This is a genomic window from Sporomusa intestinalis (genome assembly GCF_055383785.1).
Genome location: NZ_AP042390.1, coordinates 1979065 through 2000945 on the forward strand (window position 1 = coordinate 1979065; position 21881 = coordinate 2000945).

Genomic DNA, 21881 nt, shown 5'->3' on the forward strand with positions numbered 1-21881 from the left:
TTATGGAGAAGATATTCGGCAAAACCACAGGCCTGACTGATATACCCTTTCACTATTGCCCTGGCTGTACCCATGGCATCATCCACCGCCTCATCGGTGAAGTTCTGGAAGAGCTTGATATTATTGGCAAAACCATCGGTGTGGCCCCGGTGGGCTGTGCCGGTTTTTCCCTCGATTTTTTCAGCTGCGACTTTGTCGGTGCGGCCCATGGCCGGGCTCAGGCTGTAGGCACAGGCATTAAACGGGCGCAGCCTGACAAGCTTGTGTTCACCTATCAGGGTGATGGCGATATTGCTGCCATTGGGACTGCCCATGCCATTCATGTGGCTGCCAGGGGCGAAAAGATCACCTCGATTATGGTTAATAATGCGGTTTTTGGCATGACCGGCGGCCAGATGGCACCTACCACCGTGACCGGCCAGGTAACGACAACAAGCCCTTATGGCCGTGACCCGGGCTTAGTGGGGACACCCATAGACCTGCCGAAAACCATTGCCACGCTGCCTGGCGCCGTGTACGTGGCGGCCGTTGCGGTAGACTCTCCCAAGAACATTATGCAAGCCAAAAAAGCGCTTAAGCGTGCCTTCCAGGTACAGCAGCTGGGGCTGGGGTTTGCTTTTGTCAGCATCTTATCCACCTGCCCGACGAACTGGGGCCTGTCGCCGGTCGACAGCCTTACCTGGCTGCGGGAAAACATGCTGCCTATTTATCAAATGGGAGAGCTTAAAGTGCCGGAGGAGGTAAAAGGGCTATGATTGACAAAATACTCTTGGCTGGTTTTGGGGGCCAGGGCGTCATGTTTATCGGCAAGGTTCTGGCCTATTCGGGCCTGGCGGGGGGACGCGAGGTCTGCTGGATTCCCTCCTATGGGCCGGAGATGCGGGGCGGAACGGCCAATTGCTCGGTACTCATTGCCGACGCAGAAATTCATTCACCGGTTATAAATCAGGCTGATGCCGGGATTGTCTTAAATCAGCCGTCCTATGACCGGTTTCTGGCGCGGATCAAGCCGGGCGGCACCCTGGTGGTCAACAGCTCGATTGTGGAGTTAACCCCTAAGCGGGAGGATATTACGGTCATTGCTGTGGGAGCCACGGAACTGGCGAATGAAATTGGCAATTCCAGTCTCGCCAATATGGTGTGTCTGGGGGCTTTGCTGCCGGCGCTTTCGCTTGTCAGCCTCGATAATGTGCAAAAAGCTATGGATGAGGTGATTGGCAAGAAAAAGCCGGCGTTATATGATTTGAACGTCGCCGCCATCAGCAAAGGCATGAACAGGTAAACGCAAGACACCCAGGGCTTGCCCAGGCAACGGGTTTTACCGAACAAGGGCTGAACTCCCAACCGGAGCTCGGCCCTTTTCTGCATGAATGGAATACTGTAAATGTACAGGTAATAATACTTGTGGAGGCTTTTGCATCTGTGATAAGATTAAAAAATATAGATATTTCGCGATCAGGGAGCTGGTGAGATGATAAAAAGAATCATCTTTTTATTATGGGGCCTATTTTTATTTGCCCTGGGCATTGTTTTGACGGTGCAAAGTAATCTGGGAGCCTCTCCCTGGGATGTTCTGCACCTGGGGCTGATTAACTATTTCCCGGTAACCCTGGGCGAGGTGTCCCAAATAACGGGGCTGATTGTTATCCTGCTGAGCTGGCTGCTGGGAGTCAAGCCAGGCTGGGGCAGTATTGCCAACATGTATTTTATCGGGCTGTATATTGATATTATCGTCGGCAGCGGCTGGATTGCCGGCCAACACCAATGGCCCGCCCAACTGGCCATGCTGCTGGCCGGCGTGGGGCTGATCGGCTGGGCCAGCTATTTTTATCTGACAGCGGCTTTTGGCGCCGGTCCCCGTGACAGCTTTATGGTTGGAGCAGTGCAAAAAACAGGCTGGCCGGTTTGGCAGGTGAGGACGATACTGGAGTCCGGGGTGGCTGCAATCGGCTATTGCCTGGGCGGGCCTGTCGGCTTGGGCACGATTGTTATTGCCGTTACGCTGGGTCCCTCTATCCAAGGGGCGTTTGCCATTATGGGCCGGCGGCCGCAGGATATTGAACATGAGCCGTTTGTGCTGCGGCGGCCCCGGGCTGTTGCCGGCCGGGAACAGGCGGGGGCGGCTAGGGATTTTACGGAAAAAGGCGGAGAAGCAAGTGGCAGAGAATGCAAAACAACACAGTGAACACGTTACCGGCGTAGTGTCAGCCGCCGGAGCTTATTTATTATGGGGCATACTCCCGGTTTACTGGAAGCAGCTGGCTTATGTGCCGGCTTATGAAATCCTGGCCCATCGTGTGATCTGGTCGTGTGTTTTTATGTTTGCGATTTTGCTGGCAACACGGGGTCTCCAGCAGTTTGCAGAGGAAACACGGGCAATTATGCACAACCGGAAAAAGCGTTTAGGCTTGCTTGCCGCGTCGCTGCTGATCAGTGTCAACTGGCTTATTTATATTTGGGCCGTCAATGCGAACCGTGTTGTGGAAACAAGCCTCGGTTATTATATTAATCCGCTGGTCAGTGTGCTGTTAGGCATTCTGGTCCTTAAGGAGAGCCTGTCCTTGTGGCAAAGCATCTCGTTTGTGCTGGCCGCCGCCGGGGTGGCCACCCTGGCGATAAGCTACGGGTCCCTGCCCTGGGTATCCGTGTCGCTGGCCTTGTCGTTTGCCTTTTACGGCATGGGCAAAAAAATGCTGGGAATTGGCGCTATCACCGCCACTACCCTGGAGACGCTGCTTGTCGCCCCTATTGCCCTGGGGTATTTGCTGTATATAGCAGGCCGGGGCGGCGGCGCTTTTCACCCGGACTCCTTGCTTACGGACGCCCTGTTAATGGGGGCCGGGGCGGTGACAGCCGTCCCCCTGCTGCTGTTTGCCAGCGGTGCGAACCGCCTTTCGCTCAGCCTGCTGGGGTTTATTCAGTATATGTCGCCCACAATTGCCCTGGCCTTAGGCGTACTTTTATATCATGAGCCGTTTACCAGTGCCCACCTTGTGGCCTTCAGCCTGATCTGGGCGGCGCTGGCCGTGTTTTCGCTGGCCAAGACCCGGTTTTTCACCACGGCGGAAGGCTGGCTGAAGAAAGCAGCCTCTTGACACTGGCAATAACTTTACTTATAATGAAAACAATCAAATTTATGTTGTGACGCAGAAGTCGCTTCCCATGGGCACCATGGGAGGCGGCTTATTATTTTTATTAAAAAAGGGGGATTTTTATGAACAAGCCTAAGCGTCATATTTTTGTCTGTACCAGCTCCCGGCCCAATGGCCAGCAAAAAGGTCATTGCCACACGAAAAACGGGGTCGAGATTGTCATGAAATTTATGGAGGAGATTGAGGAAAGGGAGCTGGGCGGCGAGGTATTTGTGACCAATACCGGCTGTTTCGGTATTTGCGAAAAAGGCCCGGTTGTAGTGGTCTATCCTGATAATGTGTGGTATGGGCCTGTATCACCGGCCGATGTCGAGGAAATTATGGAAAATCATATCGAAGGCGGCATATCTGTGAAAAGATTAGAGATTTAAAAAAACAGCGGGATTTTGCCAAAAGGCCTGTTAATAGTTGACAATAGTTGAAAACTTATGTTAAATTTAAAAAAATGCAGGTGTAACAATGTAATCTTTCTGTAAATATGAGCCTATTTAGATTATGTCTAAATAGGCTTTATTTAAGGCCTGAATTGATTGAAAGGAGGCAAAAATCAGACTATAATGGTGAGTATTGAAAGTAATTACTAAAGGGAGGATTTTTTGTGAAAATGAGATGGTTAGCCCTGGTTATGCTGGCGATTTTTGCGGCAGTGGCTGCCGGCTGCGGTGCGGCCGGCGATGCCGATGTTATTAAGATCGGCAATGCCGTAGCCCTGACCGGCGACAATTCGACCTGGGGGCAGGCGGAAAAAAACGCCCTGGAAATGGAGATTGAAAAGATTAATGCCAAAGGCGGCGTATTAGGCAAAAAACTGCAATTGGTGGCTTATGATACCCGGGCCGATGCCACCGAAGGGGTCAATGTAACCAAAAGATTAATCAGTGATAAAGTGGCAGGCATTATCGGACCGGGACAGAGCGGTGTGGCTATTGCCATGAGTTCGGTTGCCGAACCGGCCAAAGTGCCTTTTATTGCCACTTCGGCGACCAACCCCAAAGTGACGGTTGACGATAAGACCAACAAAGTCCGTAAATATGCATTCCGCACCTGTTTCATCGATCCTTTCCAGGGAACGGTGGCGGCCCAGTTTGCGACCACGGAACTGAAGGCTGCCACGGCCGCCATTGTTTATGACGTCGGCTCCGACTATTCCGCCTGGCTTGGCAAATATTTTATCGCTGAGTTTGAGAAGCAAGGGGGAAAAATTGTCGCCAATGAGGCATTCCGCTCCGGCGAACTTGATTACCGCGCTATATTAGGTAAAATCAAAGGCACAAACCCTGAGGTCATTTTTATTCCTACGATGCAGAAAGAGGCGGCTCTGGTGATGAAGCAGGCGGCCGACCTTGGCATTAAAACCAAGTTTGTAGGCGGTGACGGCTGGGGCAGCCCTGATTTGCTCACCCTCGGCGGCTCGGCCGTAGAAGGCTCTTATTTTGTAAATCTGGCCAGTATGGATGATCCTGATATTCAGAACTTTATCAAAGAGTACCGGGAAAAGTATAAAGCCGACCCGATCATGCCCAACCCGGTTATGGCGATTGATGCCCTGTATGCGCTGATTGACGCTATGAATAAAACCAATAGCACCGAGCCGGCGAAAATAGCGGAACAACTGGAGAAAACCAAAGACCTCCCGGTACTGAGCGGTAAGCTGACAATCGACCCGAATACCCATGATCCGTTGAATAAGCCAGCCATCATCCAGGAAGTTAAAGATGGCAAATTCATCTTTAAATCCAAATTTGTTACCCAGTAATTTGGCGTGCAGGACGGCGCGGGACTCACTCCCACGCCGTCTTTACATACTTAAGGAGATGGCATAATGTTTATTCAAACACTGGTTACAGGCCTCGCTATCGGCGGCATATACGCACTTATGGCAGTTGGCTACTCCCTGGTATTCAGCATCCTTAATTTCAGTAATTTCGCCTATGGCTCAATTATTATGCTGGGGGCATATATTGGTTACTTTCTGCTAATGGAAATGGGGGTGCCTGTATATCTGGCAATTATCGGCTCGATAGCCGGTGCGGCGCTGTTATGTTTAGCAAATGAACGGTTAGCCTATAGTACACTCCGAAAACGTAATGCGCCTGCGCTGTATTTCATGATCAGCGCTATGGGGACCTCTATTTTTTTAGAGAACTTTGTATACGCGACAATCGGTTCAAGATTCTATGCCTTTCCGGAGGTTCTAACCCAGCAGAATTTTAGTTTTGGCGGGGTCTCGATCGGCATGCTGGATGTTTTTGCCATTGTTTTCTCTTTTGCAGCAATCTATGGACTGCATTATTTTTTACAGAACAGCAGAACCGGTATCGCTATCAGGGCGGCTTCTTATGACATGCAGGTCAGTCAGCTAAACGGCGTCAATATTACGAAAACGATTGGCTGGGTATTTCTGCTGGCCGGGGCCCTGGCCGGGATTTCCGGCATGTTTTTGGGGATGAAATATATGGTCTATCCCACCATGGGCTGGATTACCAATAAAGCCTATATTGCCGCCGTCATTGGCGGACTGGGCAGTTTGCCGGGGGCCGTGGTCGGCGGACTGCTGCTGGGTGTCCTGGAAACCTTTGTCTCGGCCTATGTATCATCGGTTGTCCGCGATGTATTCAGCTTTTCGCTGCTGGTCGTGCTGTTATTGGTGCTGCCAACAGGTCTTTTCGGCAAATTCCATGAGGAAAAGGTATAGCAGAGATGGCAGAATATATTAGCGGGGTTATAACTTTTAGCCTGATTTACGTCATTGCCACCGTTGGCCTGGCTGTTTTTACCGGCTTTACCGGTCTTTTTTCCTTAGGGCATGCCGCTTTTTTTGCTGTTGGCGCCTATACGGCCAGTATTCTTACATATTTTTATGATGTCAATTACTATCTGGCCCTGATAGCCGGTATGGCGATGGCCGCCCTGGTGGGCACCCTTATCGGCTATCCCACGCTGCGGGCCAAGCTGCGCAGCGATTACTTCGCCATTGCCACGCTGGGGTTTGGCGAAGCTGTCCGCGTGCTGCTGGAAAATCTGGAAATTACCCAGGGCGCGCGCGGCCTGCCCGGCATTGCCAATGAAACCACACTGCCGGTTGTAACCGTGGCGGCGGTTCTGGTGATCTGGGTTGCCCGGAACTTCGTCTATTCCCGGTATGGGCGGGCCGCCATTGCGGTGCGGGAAGACTTTGTTGCCGCTGAAATGATGGGGATTAATCTGTTTCAGGTACGGATGCGCTCCCTGTTGTTCAGTGCGATGACTGCCGGGTTGGCCGGCGGCTTGTTTGCCCATTATGTTTCGTTTATTCAGCCAGGCATGTTTACCGCCTACTTGTCGACCCAATTGACGGCAAGTGTTGTGGCCGGCGGTATGGGCAGCATCACCGGGCCGGTTGTCGCCGCCATCCTGTTCGTTGCTATCCCCGAGGCTCTCCGGGTGGCAAGTATGTGGCGGCTGGTGGCCTATGGCTTTCTGCTGGTGGCAATTATGGTATTCAGGCCACAGGGGTTATTTGGTTATAAAGAGATCTCCCTGCACAGTGTTCGTCGCTTGTTCAGAAAAGAGGTGGCCTGATGAATCTGCTCGAATTAAAGGGAGTAAGCAAGGCGTTTGGCGGGATTATGGCCTGCCGGGATGTCAGTTTTGTCACTAAACAGGGACAAATCATGGGTTTGATCGGACCCAACGGGGCCGGAAAAACCACGATGTTCAACCTGATTACCGGCGTGTACGCTCCTACTGGCGGCAGTATTTTGTTTCAGGGACAGGAGCTTGCCGGTATGGGGCCGGACCGCGTTGTGCGCCGGGGGATTGCCCGGACCTTTCAGAATATCCGTTTATTCCGTAATCTGTCCGTGCTGGACAATGTATGTATTGCCGTCGATCAACATGTCAAGTATTCGTTCGTAACGTCCCTGCTCAGACTGCCGTATATACTGCAGCGGGAACAGGATATACGGAATCAGGCCCTGGGGTATTTAGCCGAGGTGGGACTTGCGGACAAAGCCGGGGCCCAGGCGGACAGCCTGCCGTATGGCCTGCAGCGGAAGCTGGAGATTGCCCGGGCCCTGGCCCTGCGGCCGAAGCTCTTGCTGCTGGACGAGCCGGCGGCCGGCATGAATCCGGAAGAATCTCTGGATTTGGCCAAACTCATCCGCCGGCTTCATCAGCGGCACAACCTGACAATATTATTGATAGAGCACCATATGGATGTTGTTATGGAACTGTGTGACTCTATTTTTGTGCTTAATTTTGGCCTGAAGCTGGCAGAGGGAACAGCGCAGGCGATCCAAACCAATCCTGACGTACTCAAGGCTTATCTCGGGGAGGGGTATAAACGTGTTAGAAGTTAACGGCTTGAACGTGAAGTATGGGCAAATCCACGCTCTCCGCGATGTGACCCTGACCGTGCCGGCCGGCCGGATTGTGGCTGTGATCGGCGCCAACGGCGCCGGCAAATCCACGCTGATGATGACCCTGGCCGGTCTTTTGCAGCCGGCGAGCGGAACGATTAGGTATGAAGGCCGTCCCTTAGCCCGCAAAGCCTATGAGGTTGTCGGCCAGGGATTGTGCCTGGTGCCGGAACGGCGGCGCCTCTATGCCAACCTTACTGTTAAAGAGAATTTGCTGATGGGAGCTTTTTTGCGCCAGGACAAAGCGGGAATTCAGGCTGATCTGGAAAAGATGTACCAGCTTTTCCCGATCATGCGGGAACGGCTCAAGCAATATGCCGGAACGTTAAGCGGCGGTGAGCAGCAGATGGTGGCGATCGCCAGGGGCCTGATGTCCCGCCCGCGGTTACTGCTCCTGGATGAGCCGTCACTGGGACTGGCGCCGCTGATGGTTGCCAATATGTTTGCGGTTATCCGCGGCATCCGGGCCCAGGGAACGACGATACTGCTGGCCGAGCAGAATGCCTTTGAGGCGCTGGAGATGGCGGACGAGGCGTTTGTTCTGGAAACAGGGCGGGTCATTCTGGCGGGGCCGGGTAAGGCTTTGCTTGATGACCCGCTGGTGCAAAAAGCCTATTTGGGAATAACTCACTAATTTTGCTTCCCGGCTGCTGCTGGGGGAAACCCCTGAGCCTGCGGCTGGACAGACAAGCCCGCCAAGCCGGGATACTGGCGGCCTGGAACCGGAACCGGCGTCTGGCCGCCTGCCGGCCGGCACCCTGCAGACCCGGCCGCTATGATCGCTGCTTGTGAACAGGCTATGAGCCGGTAAAATCAGTGCAGACTGCCAGCGCAAATGCCTGGCGGTTTTTTTATCCTGACAGCAAGGTTAACTTTCCCTGAATAAGGGCGGCACCGGCTGCCGCTTTCGCCCAAGGGCCGGCGCCAGCCGTGTTTTTTTATTTGCTTTAAAAACTGCCGGTTTGCGGGTATAATAATAGCTGTATTATTTTTAGTATGTTTAGTGAGGTCGCAGATGAGTAAAATTGTGGTATTAGCGGAAAAACCGTCAGTGGGACGGGATTTAGCCAGGGTTCTCCAGTGCAACAGCAAAGGCAATGGCTATCTGGAAGGACCCAAATACATTGTAACCTGGGCGCTGGGGCATCTGGTAACCCTGGCCGACCCCGAAGCTTATGACGAAAAATATAAAGCCTGGCGGCTGGAGGACCTGCCCATGCTGCCCCCGGAGCTGAAGCTTGTGGTTATCAAGCAGACAGGGAAACAATTTAGTGCGGTGAAAGAACAACTGGGCCGCAAGGATGTCAGTGAGATTGTCATTGCCACTGATGCCGGGCGCGAAGGGGAGCTTGTAGCCAGATGGATACTGGAAAAAGCCCATATTAATAAACCGGTTAAGCGTCTCTGGATTTCCTCCGTGACCGATAAAGCCATCCGGGACGGTTTTAACAATCTGAAACCAGGCCGGGAATACGAAAATCTGTATGCCTCGGCGGTGGCCCGGTCGGAGTCGGACTGGCTTGTGGGCATCAATGCCACCAGGGCCTTGACTACTAAGTACAATGCCCAACTATCCTGCGGGCGTGTTCAAACTCCGACACTGGCTATTATTGCCGCCAGAGAGGCAGAGATAAAAAACTTTCAGCCCCGTACCTATTATGGGATTACAGCAACTGCCGGGCAGATGAAGCTGACCTGGCAGGAGGCTAAATCCAGAGAAAGCAGAACCTTTGAAAAAGCGGTTTGTGACAAAATCATTGCCGCGATAACCGGGAAACAGGCAGAGGTGCTTGAGGTACATAAGGTGAGCAAGAAAGCGTTTTCCCCGGCCTTGTATGATCTCACCGAGCTGCAGCGTGATGCTAATAAAATGTATGGCTTTTCGGCCAAAGAAACATTGTCAATTATGCAGAAACTATATGAAACCCATAAAGCGTTGACCTATCCCCGTACCGACTCGCGCTATCTATCGACAGATATTGTTGAGACCCTGAAGGAGCGGGTGAAAGCCTGTGATACAGGCCTGTACGCCCGACAAATTCTTAAAATCTTAAAAGCTCCCATCAAGGCCGGCAGCCATTTTGTTGACAATAGCAGAGTGTCGGATCACCATGCGATTATCCCTACTGAGCAAGCGGTTGTACTTAACTCTTTACCAGACAAAGAAAAAAAGATTTATGAGCTTGTTGTCAGGCGCTTCCTGGCGGTGCTTTGCCCGCCTTGCGAATATGAAGAGACGACAGTCAAAGCCCAAATTGGCAATGAGCTTTTTAGCGCAAAAGGCAAAACCGTAAGCTCCCTTGGCTGGCGAGAGCTATATAACAATAATCTGGATGAGGAGGAAGCGGCTGATGACCATGGTGTGGAGCAAACGCTTCCCCGCGTAAATAAAGGTGATGTCTTGCCGATAAACGCAATTGCCTTGACTAAAGGCGAGACTAAGCCGCCGGCATTTTTTACCGAAGCCAGCCTATTATCGGCAATGGAGAATCCGGCGAAATATATGTCAGGCGAAAGTCAGGCGCTTAAACAGATCATCGGGCAAACAGGCGGGTTGGGCACGGTAGCGACCAGGGCCGATATTATCGAAAAACTTTTTAGCAGTTTTGTCATTGAAAAAAAAGGCAAGGATATTTTTATCACCTCTAAAGGCCGGCAATTGCTGGAGCTGGCGCCTGCCGACCTGAAATCACCGGCGTTAACGGCGCAGTGGGAACAAAAGCTCAGCGCCATTGCCAAGGGACAATTAAAGAAGCAGGCCTTTATTGCTGAGATAAGAGAATATACCCGGGCAATTATCCGCGAGATAAAAAACAGCCAGGAACAGTTTAAGCATGATAATGTAACCCGTACGCGCTGCCCCGAATGCGGCAAGTATCTGCTGGCGGTAAACGGTAAGAAGGGCAAATCGCTGGTTTGTCAGGACCGGGAATGCGGCTACCGGAAAAATGTGGCCCAGGCAACTAATGCCAGATGTCCCAACTGCCACAAGAAACTGGAATTGCGGGGCGAGGGTGAAGCCCGCGTGTTTGCCTGCGGCTGCGGCTACCGGGAAAAGCTGGCCGCCTTTACGGAGCGGAAACAGAAAGAGGGCGATACCCGGGTCTCGAAAAAGGATGTTTCCCGTTATTTGCAAGAGCAAACAGACAAACCAATTAATAATGCACTGGCAGAAGCACTGGCTAAGCTTAAGCTGCACTAAGTAGGCGGTGGCATTTTGAACAAGGAAATACTGATTATAAGGCTTAGCTCGATCGGCGATGTGATTCATTGCTCACCGGTAGCCGGGGCACTTAAGGCTGCCTGGCCTGATTGCAAAATCACCTGGCTGGTGGGAGAAGTTTGTGCTGATTTGATAAGATATAATCCCTTCGTTGACGAGGTGATTGTCTGGTCCCGCGAGCGCTTTGAAAAACACCTGCGGGCCGGGGAGTTAAAGCAGGCTTTGTCCCTCTGGCGCAGCTTGCAGGCTTGTTTGCGGTCCCGGGTGTTTTATGCGGCCCTGGATATTCACGGGCTGCTCCTTACGGGGCTGATCGCCAGGCAGGTACATGCCGGCCGGCGTATCGGCCTGCGCGGGGCCAGGGAGTGTAATCCGCTGTTTATGACCGAAACGGCCGGGCCGCTGGGGCCGCATATTACGGAAAAATATCTTGGTGTATTGACGGCGCTGGGGATTATTCCCCACAGCCGGCAGATGACCCTGGCAATATCACCGGCGGCCGCGGATTTTGCCGATCAATTTATAACAGGGGCCGGCATTACCCGGCAGGACCGGATCGCCGTTCTGGTCCCGGGAACTACCTGGCCGGCGAAGAACTGGCCGCCTGAACTCTTTGCCCGCACGGCGGCGCTTTTGGCCCGGGATTTTACAATTGTCCTGTGCGGGGGAAAAAACGAAGTGGCTATGGGACAGGAGATCGAGGCTAAGGCAGGCAGCCCTGTCATCAATGCCATCGGCAAAACGTCATTGCTGGAGATGGCCGGCATTCTTGCCCGGGCGGCCGTCGTGGTGGCGGGCGACACCGGACCGCTGTATATGGCCGCTGCCCTGGCAACGCCGACAGTGGCCGTATTCGGTCCAACCAACCCGGAGACCTATGCGCCGCCCGGCCCGCATCACCGGGTTGTGGTGAATAAGCAGACCTGTTCTTTTTGCCATAAAATGAAGTGCCGCTATGGGCGAAACGACTGCATGAGCAGTATTACACCGGCGGCAGTAGCGGAGCAGGTATACCAGGCGCTGGCCCCGGCCGTGCCGCCCCTTACAGAGGGCTGAAGCCAGAAAAACAGTGTGTTGCCGGCAACACACTGTTTTTTTGCGCTGTTTTTGCAGGGGCGGCCCCAGCCGGATTTCAAGTTAGGCTAGTGTCTTGGCCATGTTATTTAGGGCGAGACAAAATGGCCAAGGGCAAGGAAGCGCCGACGACGCACACGGGAAGGGGTCTGCAAGGAGGGGCTGACGCCGCCATTGGCCATTTTGGCCGTCAGCAAACGAAAAAGATAATGTGGTCAAGACACTACACTAATGGCAGCGTAACTGTAAACGTAGCGCCCGCTCCCGGGGCGCTGTTTACCTTAATTGTTCCGTTATGGCTTTCTACAATGAGTTTTGCGATCGATAAGCCCAGACCGGAACCGCCGTCGGTGCGGGCCGGGTTGGCCTGGTAAAAACGGTTGAAAATTTTTGGCAAATGCTCGGCCGCGATGCCTTCCCCGGTGTCACGGACAATGAGGATAACCGAATCTCTGGTCTGCTGCAGGCTTATTGTTATCATGCCGCCGGCAGGCGTATTGCGGATCGCATTGTCGGTTAGGATGGCGACTACCTGGCATAGCTTGCCTTCATCACCAAAATAGGTGACTGGTGCAGTGGAAATGCACAACCTGACCGCTTTGCGCTCGGCGGCGGGGATAAACGGGGCTCCGGCCGCGCAGACCGCCTGGCTAAAATCGAAGTTGCTTTTGTTGAGAATTTGCTGGTGCGAATCAGCACGGGCCAGCAACAGCAGGGAATCGACCAGTTTTGTCATGCACGAAACCTCTGTCTGAATATTTTCCAGCCAGTGGTCCTGGTCTTTAACCATATCCTCCGGGGCAGAGCGCACGACCTCCAGATTGGTCTGAATGACGGCCAGCGGGGTTCGGAGCTCATGGGAGGCATCGGCCAGAAAATCCCTTTGCTGCTGCCAGGCCTGCTGAATGGGAATCATGGCTTTGTTGGCCAGATAGCGGCTGCCAAAAAAGGAGAGAAAAATACAAATCAGCCCAATGAGAATAAGGGCTGTAATGACAATCCGCAAGGCGTTTTTTTCCCGGGAGAAATCCTGAAACAGGAGATAATAGTCGGTTTGACCGGGTATTTGGGCTTTTAAATAATTGTAATCTACCTGGGCAAAGGTGAGTGTGCCCTGGTCTGAATGTAAACGGCGTGTTTCCGCCAGCAAGAGGGCTAAGTCCTCGGCCGCTAAAGACAGATTGGATGAATTGGCGGTTATTTCACCCTGCTCGTTTACCCGGACAAAAAAAACGGACGGACCGGGTCCAAAGCCCGGACCGAGAATAGGAGCCGGACCTGGTCGGGGGCCGGGGGCAGGCTCCGGCTCCCGATTCATACGCTCTTCCGGATTCGGGCGCGGCGGCAGGTCGTTAAGTTTGCCGCTGATTAAATCGGTGGCGACTCTTTTTAATAAGAACGCCGCGCCTGTGGTCAGCCGGTCCTGCGCAAATAAGTAGCTGCCGGTTGTCAGAATCAGAAAGAGGAGGGCCATTATGGCCATGTTTACCAGGGTTAACCGGCGGCGTAATTTACGAAACATGATCTTCACCCCTTAAATAATAGCCAATGCCTCTGACTGTTCTAATAAAGGATGTATTGAGCTTACGGCGCAGATAATGAATATAAAGATCAACATTGGCAATATCAATGTTGGCCTGAAAGCCCCAGACTTTTTCCCAGATCCGCTCTTTGCTGACAACCAGGCCGTAGTTGCGCATTAATAGCTCCAGCAGCAGCGTTTCCTTGGCTGTCAGCTTGATAATCCCGTTATCTTTGGTTACTTCACACCGGAGCGGATCCAAGATCCAGCCGGCAGCTTCCACCGTTTCGCTTGTTAGCAGCTTGGTCTGCCTGCGGGCCAGGGCCCGCAGACGGGCCATCAGCTCTTCTGACGAAAAGGGTTTTACCAGATAATCGTCGGCGCCGGCGTCCAGGCCTTCCACCCGGTCTTTGGTCGAGTCTTTCGCCGTCAAAAAAATCACGGGGGTCTCAAAACCCAGGCCGCGGAATTCCTTTAAGACGGAAACACCGTCCCGGACCGGCAGCATCCGGTCTACAATGAGAATATCATAGACACCGGTGGCCGCCATATCCAGGCCAGACTCGCCGTCTAAGGCCGTATCGACGGCGTAGCCGTGCTTGCGCAGGATATGGGATAACGCTTCGGCCAGCCGGCGTTCGTCTTCAATTAAAAGCAGTTTCACAATAGGACTCCTTTAAAACAATGTAGACATAGCCCACAGCAGCACAATAGCTTGCTACTTATGATTGTAAAGGAACAACCTTGGAAAATCATTTGTTTTCAAAGAAAAATCAAAGGAATTTCCAAGAAATTTTTGGTAAGCCTGAGCTTGCCGGAGAAGCGGGCCTGGCAAAAAAAAAACGGCTGATCAGCCGGTTGATTAATAGGGTGGCTTCAGTCAGGGGGTTGATCGAATTATTATCTTTATATTGGAATATTAGAGGAATTGGGAAAATTTTGTCTAATTTTATGGTTATAAATAAGTCCGGAGGATATTATGAAAAAAATTTCAGCAATCGTAGCGGCAGCGATGACCATAACATCTGTGTCATTTGCTTCACCCCTGGCAGACTATACCAAGGGAAAGGCGGCCATCGACTTAAATCCCAACATCAACAGTGACAGCACCAAAGACAATATCAGCGGTGGTATCACTTATGGCATCGGCAACAAATTTGCACTTCAGTATAAGTATGCGGATAATAAAAACAACAACTATTTAAAATTGCCGCCGCCAAGTAATGCTCATGCTCAGCTTAGCGCCTATGAAATGAATGTTTTGTATCAAATAAGACCGAATGTATCTGCCTATGCCGGTTGGGCAAGAGAAGCTGCAAAAATTAATTTAATGTATTATGCAGGTCCGGACTTAGGCAATATCATTTATCGTGAAAGAGAATCTCAAAGCAGCTTTCATCTAGGGCTAACCGGACAAACCAAAATTACTGAGAATCTGACAGGCTGGGCCTCGGCCGGTGCCGGCAGCAATATAATCGGCTATGAAGTCGGGTTAGGCTATCAGATCGCCAAAAATGCAGAATGCAATGTAATTTATCGTTATAATAAATATCAGGGCTTTGCTTTTAGCGGCGGCGATATTGACGTCAAAATCGAGGGTGTTGGTGCCGGCATTACTCTTACCTTCTAATAGTATCGATCTCCCGGCGGCTGGGGCGGCCGGGTTATGATTTTTCCGTCAGCCGAAAAAAGTTTATCTTGGTTTTCAGGATAAGAAGTGATATAATAATTTACATATTATGGAAAAGAGAGGCGGAAAAAGCTATGATGTTTGAGGAATTGGTGCTGCATATCAAAAATCAGTTAACTGCCAACGGGATTCGTTATGCCGTTCAAGACGGCGAAATCCGGTTTATGAATGCCGGTGATAAGGCCAGGGGCGAAGAAATTATGTTTGAATGCCTTCGCCATCTGCTTGACGAAAAAGCGACAATCTGTAACTAATAGCTTGAGTGGGCAGAAAAATACCGCTAAGGGGCGGCAGGCTATAAAAGCAGCAAGGGGTCACTTACCTGAACTGATTACAAGCTACACTTTAAAATCGACATGATCGCCAACCCCTGTCACCGGGGCTGTTTGCTGCTGCTTTGGTTCAGCGTGCTTTCGTTTTTTAACGCGGAACTTTTTCGGGGGTTTGGACTGGTCCTCGGCCTGGAAATCAAAGTAGTTAGCAACTACTTTGCGGACAGGCACAGTTCTTTTTATCGCTTGTACTGGTTCAACACGGTCCACAATACCACCTCCGCTTTACATTCTTTAGCCGTTGCCTGTTTCATTGGCCTTTTAAAGATATTATAACATTCGGCGTAGTATGCCCCAAGACTTTGCTGTCAGCAAGCTTGGTTTTTTTTTGTTTTGCCGGCAGCAAAACAGAGGAACCGCTTACTGCATTTTTGTGCAGAGACGGGGGTGATTGTACGTTGCGCTGTACCCTGCGGGCCGTTCCATAGGCGGTTTTTCTCTTCGCTGCTGTGCCGGCGATTGCCTCACCAAAGCCACTTGGTTTGCATATAATGAGATTATAGTAATTGCGTGATGCGAACAGTGAGGAGCGACATACATGCTGGCCTATGAAAAGTTTTCGCAGATTAAGCAGGCGATCGCCGCTGCCACAACCGGCACAACAATCACCTTAAGCAATGTGCTGAAAGCGGCAAAAAGCCTGGAACAATTTAAGATCGAGGCATTTCCGGCCGCTAGTATCGGCGGCGATATCGCCGGCGGGGTACCAAACAAGGCCATTGTGGATAAGTTTTTTGCATCAGGCCAACGCCTGCAACTGATATTTATTGAGAGACTGGGTATCGGCACCTATCACAAACAAAGAACAATTGCCTTACTGGATTTGACTGTCGAGCAGATAGATTCTGCTGAAATATACCTGATACCGGAATTGGCGATTGCTATCAGTGAATGGCGATATGAGGCTAAGGGGCAATGGTTTGTTGAGCGGCCCCTGTGACAATTTATCAGCGTTGACATAGTATATAATAAAGCAGGTAAAGGGGGGATTGTTATGGATCGTTGCCCAACTTGTGGGACTAGACTGTCACGCCAACTGATTATCGGTGTGGGAAAAGCCAGCTGGGGTGGCAATAAGTGGGGTACTTGGCATAAGCCTGGCTGGGGCGGCAACTGGGGTTGGCCTGGCTGGAACTGGAATAAATATGGCTGGGGTTATCCCGGCTGGGGCAAACCCTGGTACTGGCTACATGGCTGGAGATCTAACGAGTCTTATGAGCCGGACGATGATTAGTGTTTTTTTCAGGCTGTTGATCCCTAAGGGGTTGGCAGCTTATCTTTATGCCCGGTAATTTGCTTTGCTAAACATGGCAATACAACGGAGGGGGCCGCTTGTACCTTGCGGGGAGAGGGAAAGTATTTGTTTTTTCAAAGAGATTTCCAAGACTGTCCACCGATAATGAAAGCAGGAACAGTAATTTTAGGGGAAAAGGAGCAAATTAATATGGCGATAACATCTGTTGGACAGACCGGCAGCGGGCAAGTAAGTCAAAGCAGCAGCTACGATGAGGCGAAAAGCCTGGAACAAAAGAAGCAGGCCCTGCAAAAAGAAATTAATACAATCAATCAGGACCAAAAGACCACTGAAACCGATAAGCAAAAGAAGACCCAGGTAATTGAGGCCCAAATTCAAACAATTGAGGCCCAAATCCAGCAACTGAAGCAGAAAAAGACGGAAGCTCAAACCTCTGATTCGGGACAAAGCAGTACTGCTAGTAAACAGGAGCTTGTTCGTCAGCGCGTAGATATAGAGATATAATAGCATCTCTGAAAACATCCGGATTGTACATATAACCAATCCGGATGTTTTTCTGAGTTTATCCGGATGTACAATTACAAAATATGACTACAGATAAGCAAATTTTTTTTTTGCGGGCACAGGTGAATTTGGCCTGCACTAAAGGACTTGGCCTACGCCAAGTTTTCTAACAAGGAGGAGCCGGCGCCGGTATCCAAAAAAATCTGTGACTAGCCGCACAAATTTTGTTAAAATGAGAATAGTTGGTAATAAAGAAACAGGAGCCGGAGCAATGAACAGGAGGTCGCCGGTATGCTGGAAAAGGTGGATTTGCGGAAGAAGATTGCCAAGGCCGAATACAAGGAAATGATTGACCGGTTATGTGAGCGGCTGGGCGAATTGCAGCGCCAGGCCCGGGATTTGGGGGTTCCGGTTTTAATTCTGTTTGAAGGCTGGGACGCAGCCGGCAAAGGAACCCTGATTAATGAACTGATCTTATCGCTTGATCCCCGGGGCTTTAATGTCTATTCGATTGGCGAGCCCAATGAAGATGCTGCCAAGAGGCCTTATTTCTGGCGGTTCTGGAATAAAATCCCCCAGCGGGGGCGGTTTGTCATACTGGACAGAAGCTGGTATGCGCAAATTCTGGCTGACAGGGTGGCTAAAGGTTCTGCTGATTATGACGTGCAAGAGGCCTATCATGACAGCCAGGCTTTTGAACGGCAGCTGGCCGATGACGGGACATTAATTATTAAGCTGTTTTTGCATATTAGCGAACGGGAACAGCATAAGCGCCTGGTGCGGCTGGAACAAGACCCGGCTACTGCCTGGCGGGTTACCGCGACTGACTGGGAGCATCACCGGCAGTATCATGATTTTTTGCTGGCGACGGAAGAAATGATCCAGCGGACTGATGCGGACTGTGCCGCCTGGACAATTGTTGAAGCCCATGACCGGCGGTATGCAACCTTAAAGATTATTGGCACTGTCAGCGGGGCTTTGGAAAAACGGCTGGCAATGCTGGCAGCGGCGGCGACTGAACAGAAGGACAGACCACCGGGGCTGCCGCATTCTGCTTTGGTTTTGCCCAAAATATTTACCTCATCTATTCTTGACGGGGTTGATCTGACTAAAACCCTGAAGGACGGGGAATATGAAAGCTCTATGAAATTGTACCAAAGCCGGGTGCGGGAACTGGAACATATTATCTACAGCAAACGCCGGCCGGTGATTATTGTCTTTGAAGGCTGGGATGCTGCCGGCAAAGGCGGCGCTATCCGCCGCCTTACCCAAAATATGGATCCCCGCGGTTATACGGTTATTCCCACCAGTGCGCCAACGGCTGAAGAAAAAGCGCATCATTATTTGTGGCGCTTCTGGCGCAATGTTCCTAAAGCCGGCCATATTGCGATTTTTGACCGCAGTTGGTATGGGCGGGTTCTGGTTGAGCGGGTGGAAGGCTACTGCCTGGATAAAGAATGGCGGCGGGCTTACCGGGAGATTAATGAAATGGAGGCGCAATGGGTCGGTTTTGGTGCCGTCATGATAAAATTCTGGCTGCATATTGACAAAGACGAACAGCAGCGCCGCTTTGAAGACCGCCTGGCCAATCCGGGCAAGCAATGGAAAATCACCGGCGAGGACTGGCGCAACCGGGAAAAGTGGGAGCTATACGAGCAGGCTGTTGACGAAATGTTTTTCCGTACAAGTACTACCTATGCCCCCTGGACGCTGGTAGAAGCCAACTCCAAAGAATATGCCCGGAAAAAGGTTATGCAGACAGTAATAGAGGCTATTGAGAGCAAGCTCTAAGAAAAAGAAGACCGGGATGCAATCTGCATCCCGGCTACTGTCAGCGGCGCTGTTTATTATCACGGTTCTTGAACTTGTCCCATAAAAAGCGTCCGGCCATAAATACTGCGGCTAACAGGATAACGTTGAAAACCATCCCCATAAGGGCGGCAAACATGCCTGATTCACCAAAGCCAAACATGCCGCCCAGCATGCTGCCTAAGAGCATACCGCCGCCAAAAAGACCGGCGCTGCGGAGGAAGCCGCCGCCGGCTTGTTGTTGGGCCGACTGCGTATTGGGTTTGGCTGCTGCCGCCGGTGCTTTATCGCCATAACTCTGAGCCGGAGCCGAGGGCTTGTAGCCGCTGTTCGTATCAGTGGCCGGCGCCGCCTGCTTAGTTGCCGGTCTGGGGGCCGGTGCCGACCTTTTAGAGCCGCCGATGGCGGCAAAACTTACAGTAGTGAAAGCAAACATAAATAAAATGGTTAAGGCTAATAATTTTTTCATATTCAGTATTATTCCTCCCTATGGGTTTTAATATCTTCCGGAAAAGTGAAGATTTCAGCTAAGTTAGGCAGTTCACCGGCTAGATACCGGTCAATGTCATGGACATCAATATAAAATGTACAGGCTACTTCCAGATAGCCTTGTTCTCTGGCTTGGCTGAGGTCTCTGATGGCAATCAGACGTTCACGGAGCGCTGTGCAGTCCTGGGCTGACGCTGTTACGTTCAGGGTTGCCACGGGGATGCCGTACTCCCGGAGAACATCTTGCAAGCTCATTCTTTCTGACATTAATTAATCACGCACCTTGTTATATTTTGTCTTTGGAAGAGAGGGCTCGACACAATCAATGTAATATGAAACTGGAAAAAAGTCAAGATAAATCAAACTTTTTTCGCTCATAATTGCAGGATGACGGGCCGCAATAATCCTTGTATAATAAAGAAAAAAACTTAATTTTAGAGTTAGTGAGGTAAAGAATTTGCGTAAATTTGTTAAGGTTAATGAAACGGTCATCACCCCCCTTGAACAGCGGCGGGTCGATATACTGGGCAGCGAATGCCTGATTGATGTCCGCTTTATTGAGAATCATAGCGGCACAGGCCGCTGGCTTTATGAATATGAGGTAAGCGGTGAAGTCGGTAAAGTTGAGCGGTTCCTCAGCCGCTTAAGAGAGCTGGAAAGAAAACAGGATGAATAAAGGATCAGCAGTCTGTAGGCCGCGTTTACACGCAAAGGAGAAATACGGCAAACCCGGACGCACAGGCTTTGGTGCAGTTTAAAGACAAGGCATGTATAGTATTGTTTGATTTTTCGCTATTTATGAGGAAAACGAGGAAAACGGTAAAACTGCCACGGCTGCTTCCTGTTACCGCCGGCCTGGTCTGGCGAGGCCATAATGCTGTAGATCGTTTCTTATATACCGGATAAAACTGAACTTGCAATTGCTGTTGCGGACAAACCATTATAGAATAGACATAGGCAATTTCTATTTTGGGAAAAGTATGCTAAAATTGGGGAGAGAATCTCAGAGGAGGATGGGAGCAGGCCTTGAATCAAGTAACTTTAGAGGCTGTTCTGGCTGCTAAAGAACAACTGGCTTTCCTTCAGACAGAACTACGTTGCCGCTATCAAAGCCCGGTGGTAAGTGTTACCCTTAATATACCAGGAGCTGCCAAAACCACAGCGACGCTGGAAGAACTGCTGCGGACGGCGGTTGGCCGTTTCCGGGAGCTTGCCCGGGCCGGTGATTTTTCTATTGCGGAAGAGCGTTTTATTTATCCCCTGACCGGGCCGGCGGCTGTTCTGGCTGTCGGCGGGGCAGCAGATAAGATTAAACAGGCCTGTGTCGCCATTGAGGAAGCCGGTTTTCACGCAAGGCTATTGGATATGGATGTGTTTGACGCCGCCGGGGGGCTGATTACCCGCCGCAGTCTGGGCTACGGGGAACGCACTTGTTTTTTGTGCAATCAGCCAGCTGCGTTATGCCGGCGGTCAGGGCGGCATACCAGCCGGGAAATCGGTGAGCATGTTGCCCGGCGCTTACTGGCATTTACCGCTGCTGCTACCGATCCCTGGCCGGCAATTGTCTGGAACAGCGGGCGCTGGGCGGTGGAAGCCATGCTGATGGAAGCCGCCTGCACACCGGCTCCGGGGCTGGTGGACCGTGATAACGCCGGTGCTCACCGGGACATGGATTTTTTTAGTTTCCTCATGAGCAGCAGCGCGTTGGCCGGCAGTATGTTCCGGTGCGCAGCAGCCGGCTACCGGCACCGGGGAACGGCGGCAGAATTATTGCCTGTGCTGCGGCTGATCGGCCAGGAGGGCGAGCGGCAAATGCTGCAGGCCACCGGTGGGGTCAATACGCAAAAAGGACTGCTGTTTTTGCTTGGTATCCTTACGGCTGCCACTGCTTATCGCTCGCGGCAGTCCGCTGTTACTGCCGCTGAGCAGATTTTGGACACGGCAGCCGCGATAACGAGCGGGATTGTGGCCCGCGAACTGGTACCGCTGAAAACCGGACGAGCAGGGGCCAGCCTCACGGCCGGTGAAAAACTATATGTTACCTACGGCGTTACCGGCATTCGCGGGGAAATGGAAGCAGGCATGCCCAGTATCAGAACACAGGGCCTGCCGGTATTAAAGGCGGCATTAGGCCAGGGACTGTCAGTGAATGATGCTTTGGTACATACCCTGTTGAGTTTAATGTCAGTTGTCGAGGACACCACTATTTTACACCGCCATGACCCGGCGGTGTTAGGCGAGGTACAGCAGCAGGCCAGGTTGATTATCAAGAATGGCGGTATGCTGACAGCGCGCGGCCGAGCACAGACTGCCGCCCTTGATATGACATTTATTGAACGGAACGTCAGCCCCGGCGGTGGGGCCGATCTGCTGGCGGCTACCTATTTTCTGTATTTGGTTGAGAGCAATGTGGATAGATAGAGGGAAGGGA

The 21881-nt window shown here is 51.6% G+C and carries 25 protein-coding genes; 20 read left to right on the forward strand and 5 right to left on the reverse strand.

The annotated features are described in order from the left end of the window. Positions 1-2: 2 nt before the first annotated feature. From ACZ481_RS08905 to ACZ481_RS08960, 12 genes are all read left to right on the forward strand, one after another. Positions 3-755 carry a thiamine pyrophosphate-dependent enzyme gene (locus ACZ481_RS08905; protein WP_464769793.1) on the forward strand — a complete coding sequence of 251 codons (753 nt, stop codon included), beginning with the start codon at positions 3-5 and terminating at the stop codon, positions 753-755. Next, positions 752-1282: a 2-oxoacid:acceptor oxidoreductase family protein gene (locus ACZ481_RS08910; protein ID WP_464769794.1), complete on the forward strand. Its 531-nt coding sequence runs from the start codon at positions 752-754 to the stop codon at positions 1280-1282. Before ACZ481_RS08905 ends, ACZ481_RS08910 begins: the two co-directional genes overlap by 4 nt. Before the next feature lie 189 nt (positions 1283-1471). Beyond that, positions 1472-2185, forward strand: a complete 714-nt coding sequence (locus ACZ481_RS08915) for a YczE/YyaS/YitT family protein (RefSeq protein WP_464769795.1) — start codon at positions 1472-1474, stop codon at positions 2183-2185. Continuing rightward, positions 2157-3095 carry an EamA family transporter RarD gene (gene rarD, locus ACZ481_RS08920; protein ID WP_464769796.1) on the forward strand — a complete coding sequence of 313 codons (939 nt, stop codon included), beginning with the start codon at positions 2157-2159 and terminating at the stop codon, positions 3093-3095. The genes ACZ481_RS08915 and rarD overlap by 29 nt, the downstream gene beginning before the upstream one ends. A 119-nt stretch (positions 3096-3214) precedes the next feature. Further along, positions 3215-3523, forward strand: a complete 309-nt coding sequence (locus tag ACZ481_RS08925; RefSeq protein WP_464769797.1) for a 2Fe-2S ferredoxin — start codon at positions 3215-3217, stop codon at positions 3521-3523. A 233-nt stretch (positions 3524-3756) separates the two neighbouring features. Then, entirely contained in the window at positions 3757-4908 is a 1152-nt protein-coding gene (locus ACZ481_RS08930; protein WP_464770602.1) for an ABC transporter substrate-binding protein, read from the forward strand. A 66-nt stretch (positions 4909-4974) separates the two neighbouring features. After that, positions 4975-5847, forward strand: coding sequence for a branched-chain amino acid ABC transporter permease (locus tag ACZ481_RS08935; RefSeq protein ID WP_464769798.1), 873 nt, complete (start codon positions 4975-4977; stop codon positions 5845-5847). A 5-nt stretch (positions 5848-5852) separates the two neighbouring features. Then, positions 5853-6713: a branched-chain amino acid ABC transporter permease gene (locus ACZ481_RS08940; RefSeq protein WP_464769799.1), complete on the forward strand. Its 861-nt coding sequence runs from the start codon at positions 5853-5855 to the stop codon at positions 6711-6713. Further along, the gene (locus ACZ481_RS08945; RefSeq protein WP_464769800.1) at positions 6713-7492 is read left to right on the forward strand and encodes an ABC transporter ATP-binding protein; all 780 of its coding nucleotides are present in this window, start codon (positions 6713-6715) and stop codon (positions 7490-7492) included. Before ACZ481_RS08940 ends, ACZ481_RS08945 begins: the two co-directional genes overlap by 1 nt. Then, on the forward strand, positions 7479-8186 hold the full coding sequence (locus ACZ481_RS08950; protein WP_464769801.1) for an ABC transporter ATP-binding protein: 708 nt from the start codon (positions 7479-7481) through the stop codon (positions 8184-8186). The genes ACZ481_RS08945 and ACZ481_RS08950 overlap by 14 nt, the downstream gene beginning before the upstream one ends. 381 nt (positions 8187-8567) lie before the next feature. Next, positions 8568-10754: a DNA topoisomerase III gene (locus ACZ481_RS08955; RefSeq protein ID WP_464769802.1), complete on the forward strand. Its 2187-nt coding sequence runs from the start codon at positions 8568-8570 to the stop codon at positions 10752-10754. A 15-nt stretch (positions 10755-10769) separates the two neighbouring features. Beyond that, on the forward strand, positions 10770-11831 hold the full coding sequence (locus tag ACZ481_RS08960; RefSeq protein ID WP_464769803.1) for a glycosyltransferase family 9 protein: 1062 nt from the start codon (positions 10770-10772) through the stop codon (positions 11829-11831). A 241-nt stretch (positions 11832-12072) separates the two neighbouring features. Here ACZ481_RS08960 and ACZ481_RS08965 read toward each other — a convergent pair whose 3' ends face one another. Both ACZ481_RS08965 and ACZ481_RS08970 read right to left on the reverse strand, forming a co-directional pair. Beyond that, the gene (locus ACZ481_RS08965) at positions 12073-13371 is read right to left on the reverse strand and encodes a sensor histidine kinase (protein WP_464769804.1); all 1299 of its coding nucleotides are present in this window, start codon (positions 13369-13371) and stop codon (positions 12073-12075) included. Continuing rightward, complete coding sequence (locus ACZ481_RS08970; RefSeq protein WP_464769805.1) at positions 13361-14035, reverse strand: response regulator transcription factor; 675 nt, start codon at positions 14033-14035, stop codon at positions 13361-13363. Before ACZ481_RS08970 ends, ACZ481_RS08965 begins: the two co-directional genes overlap by 11 nt. A 315-nt stretch (positions 14036-14350) precedes the next feature. Between ACZ481_RS08970 and ACZ481_RS08975 the strand changes: the two genes are divergently transcribed. Further along, positions 14351-15001 carry an outer membrane beta-barrel protein gene (locus tag ACZ481_RS08975; RefSeq protein ID WP_464769806.1) on the forward strand — a complete coding sequence of 217 codons (651 nt, stop codon included), beginning with the start codon at positions 14351-14353 and terminating at the stop codon, positions 14999-15001. Between the two features lie 134 nt (positions 15002-15135). Further along, the gene (locus tag ACZ481_RS08980) at positions 15136-15315 is read left to right on the forward strand and encodes a hypothetical protein (RefSeq protein WP_464769807.1); all 180 of its coding nucleotides are present in this window, start codon (positions 15136-15138) and stop codon (positions 15313-15315) included. 84 nt (positions 15316-15399) lie between these two features. Here the strand turns inward: ACZ481_RS08980 and ACZ481_RS08985 are convergent, their stop codons facing one another. Then, positions 15400-15603 (reverse strand): hypothetical protein, encoded by a 204-nt coding sequence (locus ACZ481_RS08985; RefSeq protein ID WP_464769808.1) that lies wholly within the window; start codon positions 15601-15603, stop codon positions 15400-15402. Positions 15604-15931: 328 nt separating this feature from the next. Between ACZ481_RS08985 and ACZ481_RS08990 the strand changes: the two genes are divergently transcribed. From ACZ481_RS08990 to pap, 4 genes are all read left to right on the forward strand, one after another. Then, positions 15932-16333, forward strand: coding sequence for a hypothetical protein (locus tag ACZ481_RS08990; RefSeq protein WP_464769809.1), 402 nt, complete (start codon positions 15932-15934; stop codon positions 16331-16333). A 54-nt stretch (positions 16334-16387) separates the two neighbouring features. Further along, positions 16388-16627, forward strand: coding sequence for a hypothetical protein (locus tag ACZ481_RS08995; RefSeq protein WP_464769810.1), 240 nt, complete (start codon positions 16388-16390; stop codon positions 16625-16627). A 126-nt stretch (positions 16628-16753) separates the two neighbouring features. After that, on the forward strand, positions 16754-17152 hold the full coding sequence (locus ACZ481_RS09000) for a FlxA-like family protein (protein ID WP_464769811.1): 399 nt from the start codon (positions 16754-16756) through the stop codon (positions 17150-17152). Positions 17153-17443: 291 nt separating this feature from the next. Further along, positions 17444-18943 carry a polyphosphate:AMP phosphotransferase gene (gene pap, locus ACZ481_RS09005; RefSeq protein WP_464769812.1) on the forward strand — a complete coding sequence of 500 codons (1500 nt, stop codon included), beginning with the start codon at positions 17444-17446 and terminating at the stop codon, positions 18941-18943. A 40-nt stretch (positions 18944-18983) separates the two neighbouring features. On the opposite strand, the gene ACZ481_RS09010 is transcribed toward pap, so the two are convergent. Together ACZ481_RS09010 and ACZ481_RS09015 are read right to left on the reverse strand one after the other, a co-directional pair. Beyond that, a complete protein-coding gene (locus ACZ481_RS09010) occupies positions 18984-19430 on the reverse strand; it encodes a hypothetical protein (RefSeq protein ID WP_464769813.1) in 447 nt (148 codons plus the stop codon). Between the two features lie 8 nt (positions 19431-19438). Continuing rightward, a complete protein-coding gene (locus tag ACZ481_RS09015; RefSeq protein WP_464769814.1) occupies positions 19439-19717 on the reverse strand; it encodes a hypothetical protein in 279 nt (92 codons plus the stop codon). Positions 19718-19907: 190 nt separating this feature from the next. Between ACZ481_RS09015 and ACZ481_RS09020 the strand changes: the two genes are divergently transcribed. Beyond that, the gene (locus tag ACZ481_RS09020) at positions 19908-20126 is read left to right on the forward strand and encodes a hypothetical protein (protein WP_464769815.1); all 219 of its coding nucleotides are present in this window, start codon (positions 19908-19910) and stop codon (positions 20124-20126) included. Positions 20127-20476: 350 nt separating this feature from the next. Then, positions 20477-21871, forward strand: a complete 1395-nt coding sequence (citX, locus tag ACZ481_RS09025) for a citrate lyase holo-[acyl-carrier protein] synthase (RefSeq protein WP_464769816.1) — start codon at positions 20477-20479, stop codon at positions 21869-21871. Positions 21872-21881: the final 10 nt, after the last annotated feature.

Bases quoted from the DNA above. Each gene is read 5' to 3' on its own strand.
- ACZ481_RS08915 (WP_464769795.1), top strand. From the start codon at position 1,472: ATGATAAAAAGAATCATCTTTTTATTATGGGGCCTATTTTTATTTGCC.
- ACZ481_RS08945 (WP_464769800.1), top strand. From the start codon at position 6,713: ATGAATCTGCTCGAATTAAAGGGAGTAAGCAAGGCGTTTGGCGGGATT.
- pap (WP_464769812.1), top strand. From the start codon at position 17,444: ATGCTGGAAAAGGTGGATTTGCGGAAGAAGATTGCCAAGGCCGAATAC.
- ACZ481_RS09015 (WP_464769814.1), bottom strand. From the start codon at position 19,717: ATGTCAGAAAGAATGAGCTTGCAAGATGTTCTCCGGGAGTACGGCATC.
- ACZ481_RS08995 (WP_464769810.1), top strand. From the start codon at position 16,388: ATGGATCGTTGCCCAACTTGTGGGACTAGACTGTCACGCCAACTGATT.
- ACZ481_RS09010 (WP_464769813.1), bottom strand. From the start codon at position 19,430: ATGAAAAAATTATTAGCCTTAACCATTTTATTTATGTTTGCTTTCACT.
- ACZ481_RS08965 (WP_464769804.1), bottom strand. From the start codon at position 13,371: ATGTTTCGTAAATTACGCCGCCGGTTAACCCTGGTAAACATGGCCATA.
- ACZ481_RS08940 (WP_464769799.1), top strand. From the start codon at position 5,853: ATGGCAGAATATATTAGCGGGGTTATAACTTTTAGCCTGATTTACGTC.
- ACZ481_RS08935 (WP_464769798.1), top strand. From the start codon at position 4,975: ATGTTTATTCAAACACTGGTTACAGGCCTCGCTATCGGCGGCATATAC.
- ACZ481_RS08990 (WP_464769809.1), top strand. From the start codon at position 15,932: ATGCTGGCCTATGAAAAGTTTTCGCAGATTAAGCAGGCGATCGCCGCT.
- ACZ481_RS08930 (WP_464770602.1), top strand. From the start codon at position 3,757: ATGAGATGGTTAGCCCTGGTTATGCTGGCGATTTTTGCGGCAGTGGCT.
- ACZ481_RS08980 (WP_464769807.1), top strand. From the start codon at position 15,136: ATGATGTTTGAGGAATTGGTGCTGCATATCAAAAATCAGTTAACTGCC.
- ACZ481_RS08925 (WP_464769797.1), top strand. From the start codon at position 3,215: ATGAACAAGCCTAAGCGTCATATTTTTGTCTGTACCAGCTCCCGGCCC.
- ACZ481_RS08905 (WP_464769793.1), top strand. From the start codon at position 3: ATGGAGAAGATATTCGGCAAAACCACAGGCCTGACTGATATACCCTTT.
- ACZ481_RS08955 (WP_464769802.1), top strand. From the start codon at position 8,568: ATGAGTAAAATTGTGGTATTAGCGGAAAAACCGTCAGTGGGACGGGAT.
- ACZ481_RS08910 (WP_464769794.1), top strand. From the start codon at position 752: ATGATTGACAAAATACTCTTGGCTGGTTTTGGGGGCCAGGGCGTCATG.
- ACZ481_RS08975 (WP_464769806.1), top strand. From the start codon at position 14,351: ATGAAAAAAATTTCAGCAATCGTAGCGGCAGCGATGACCATAACATCT.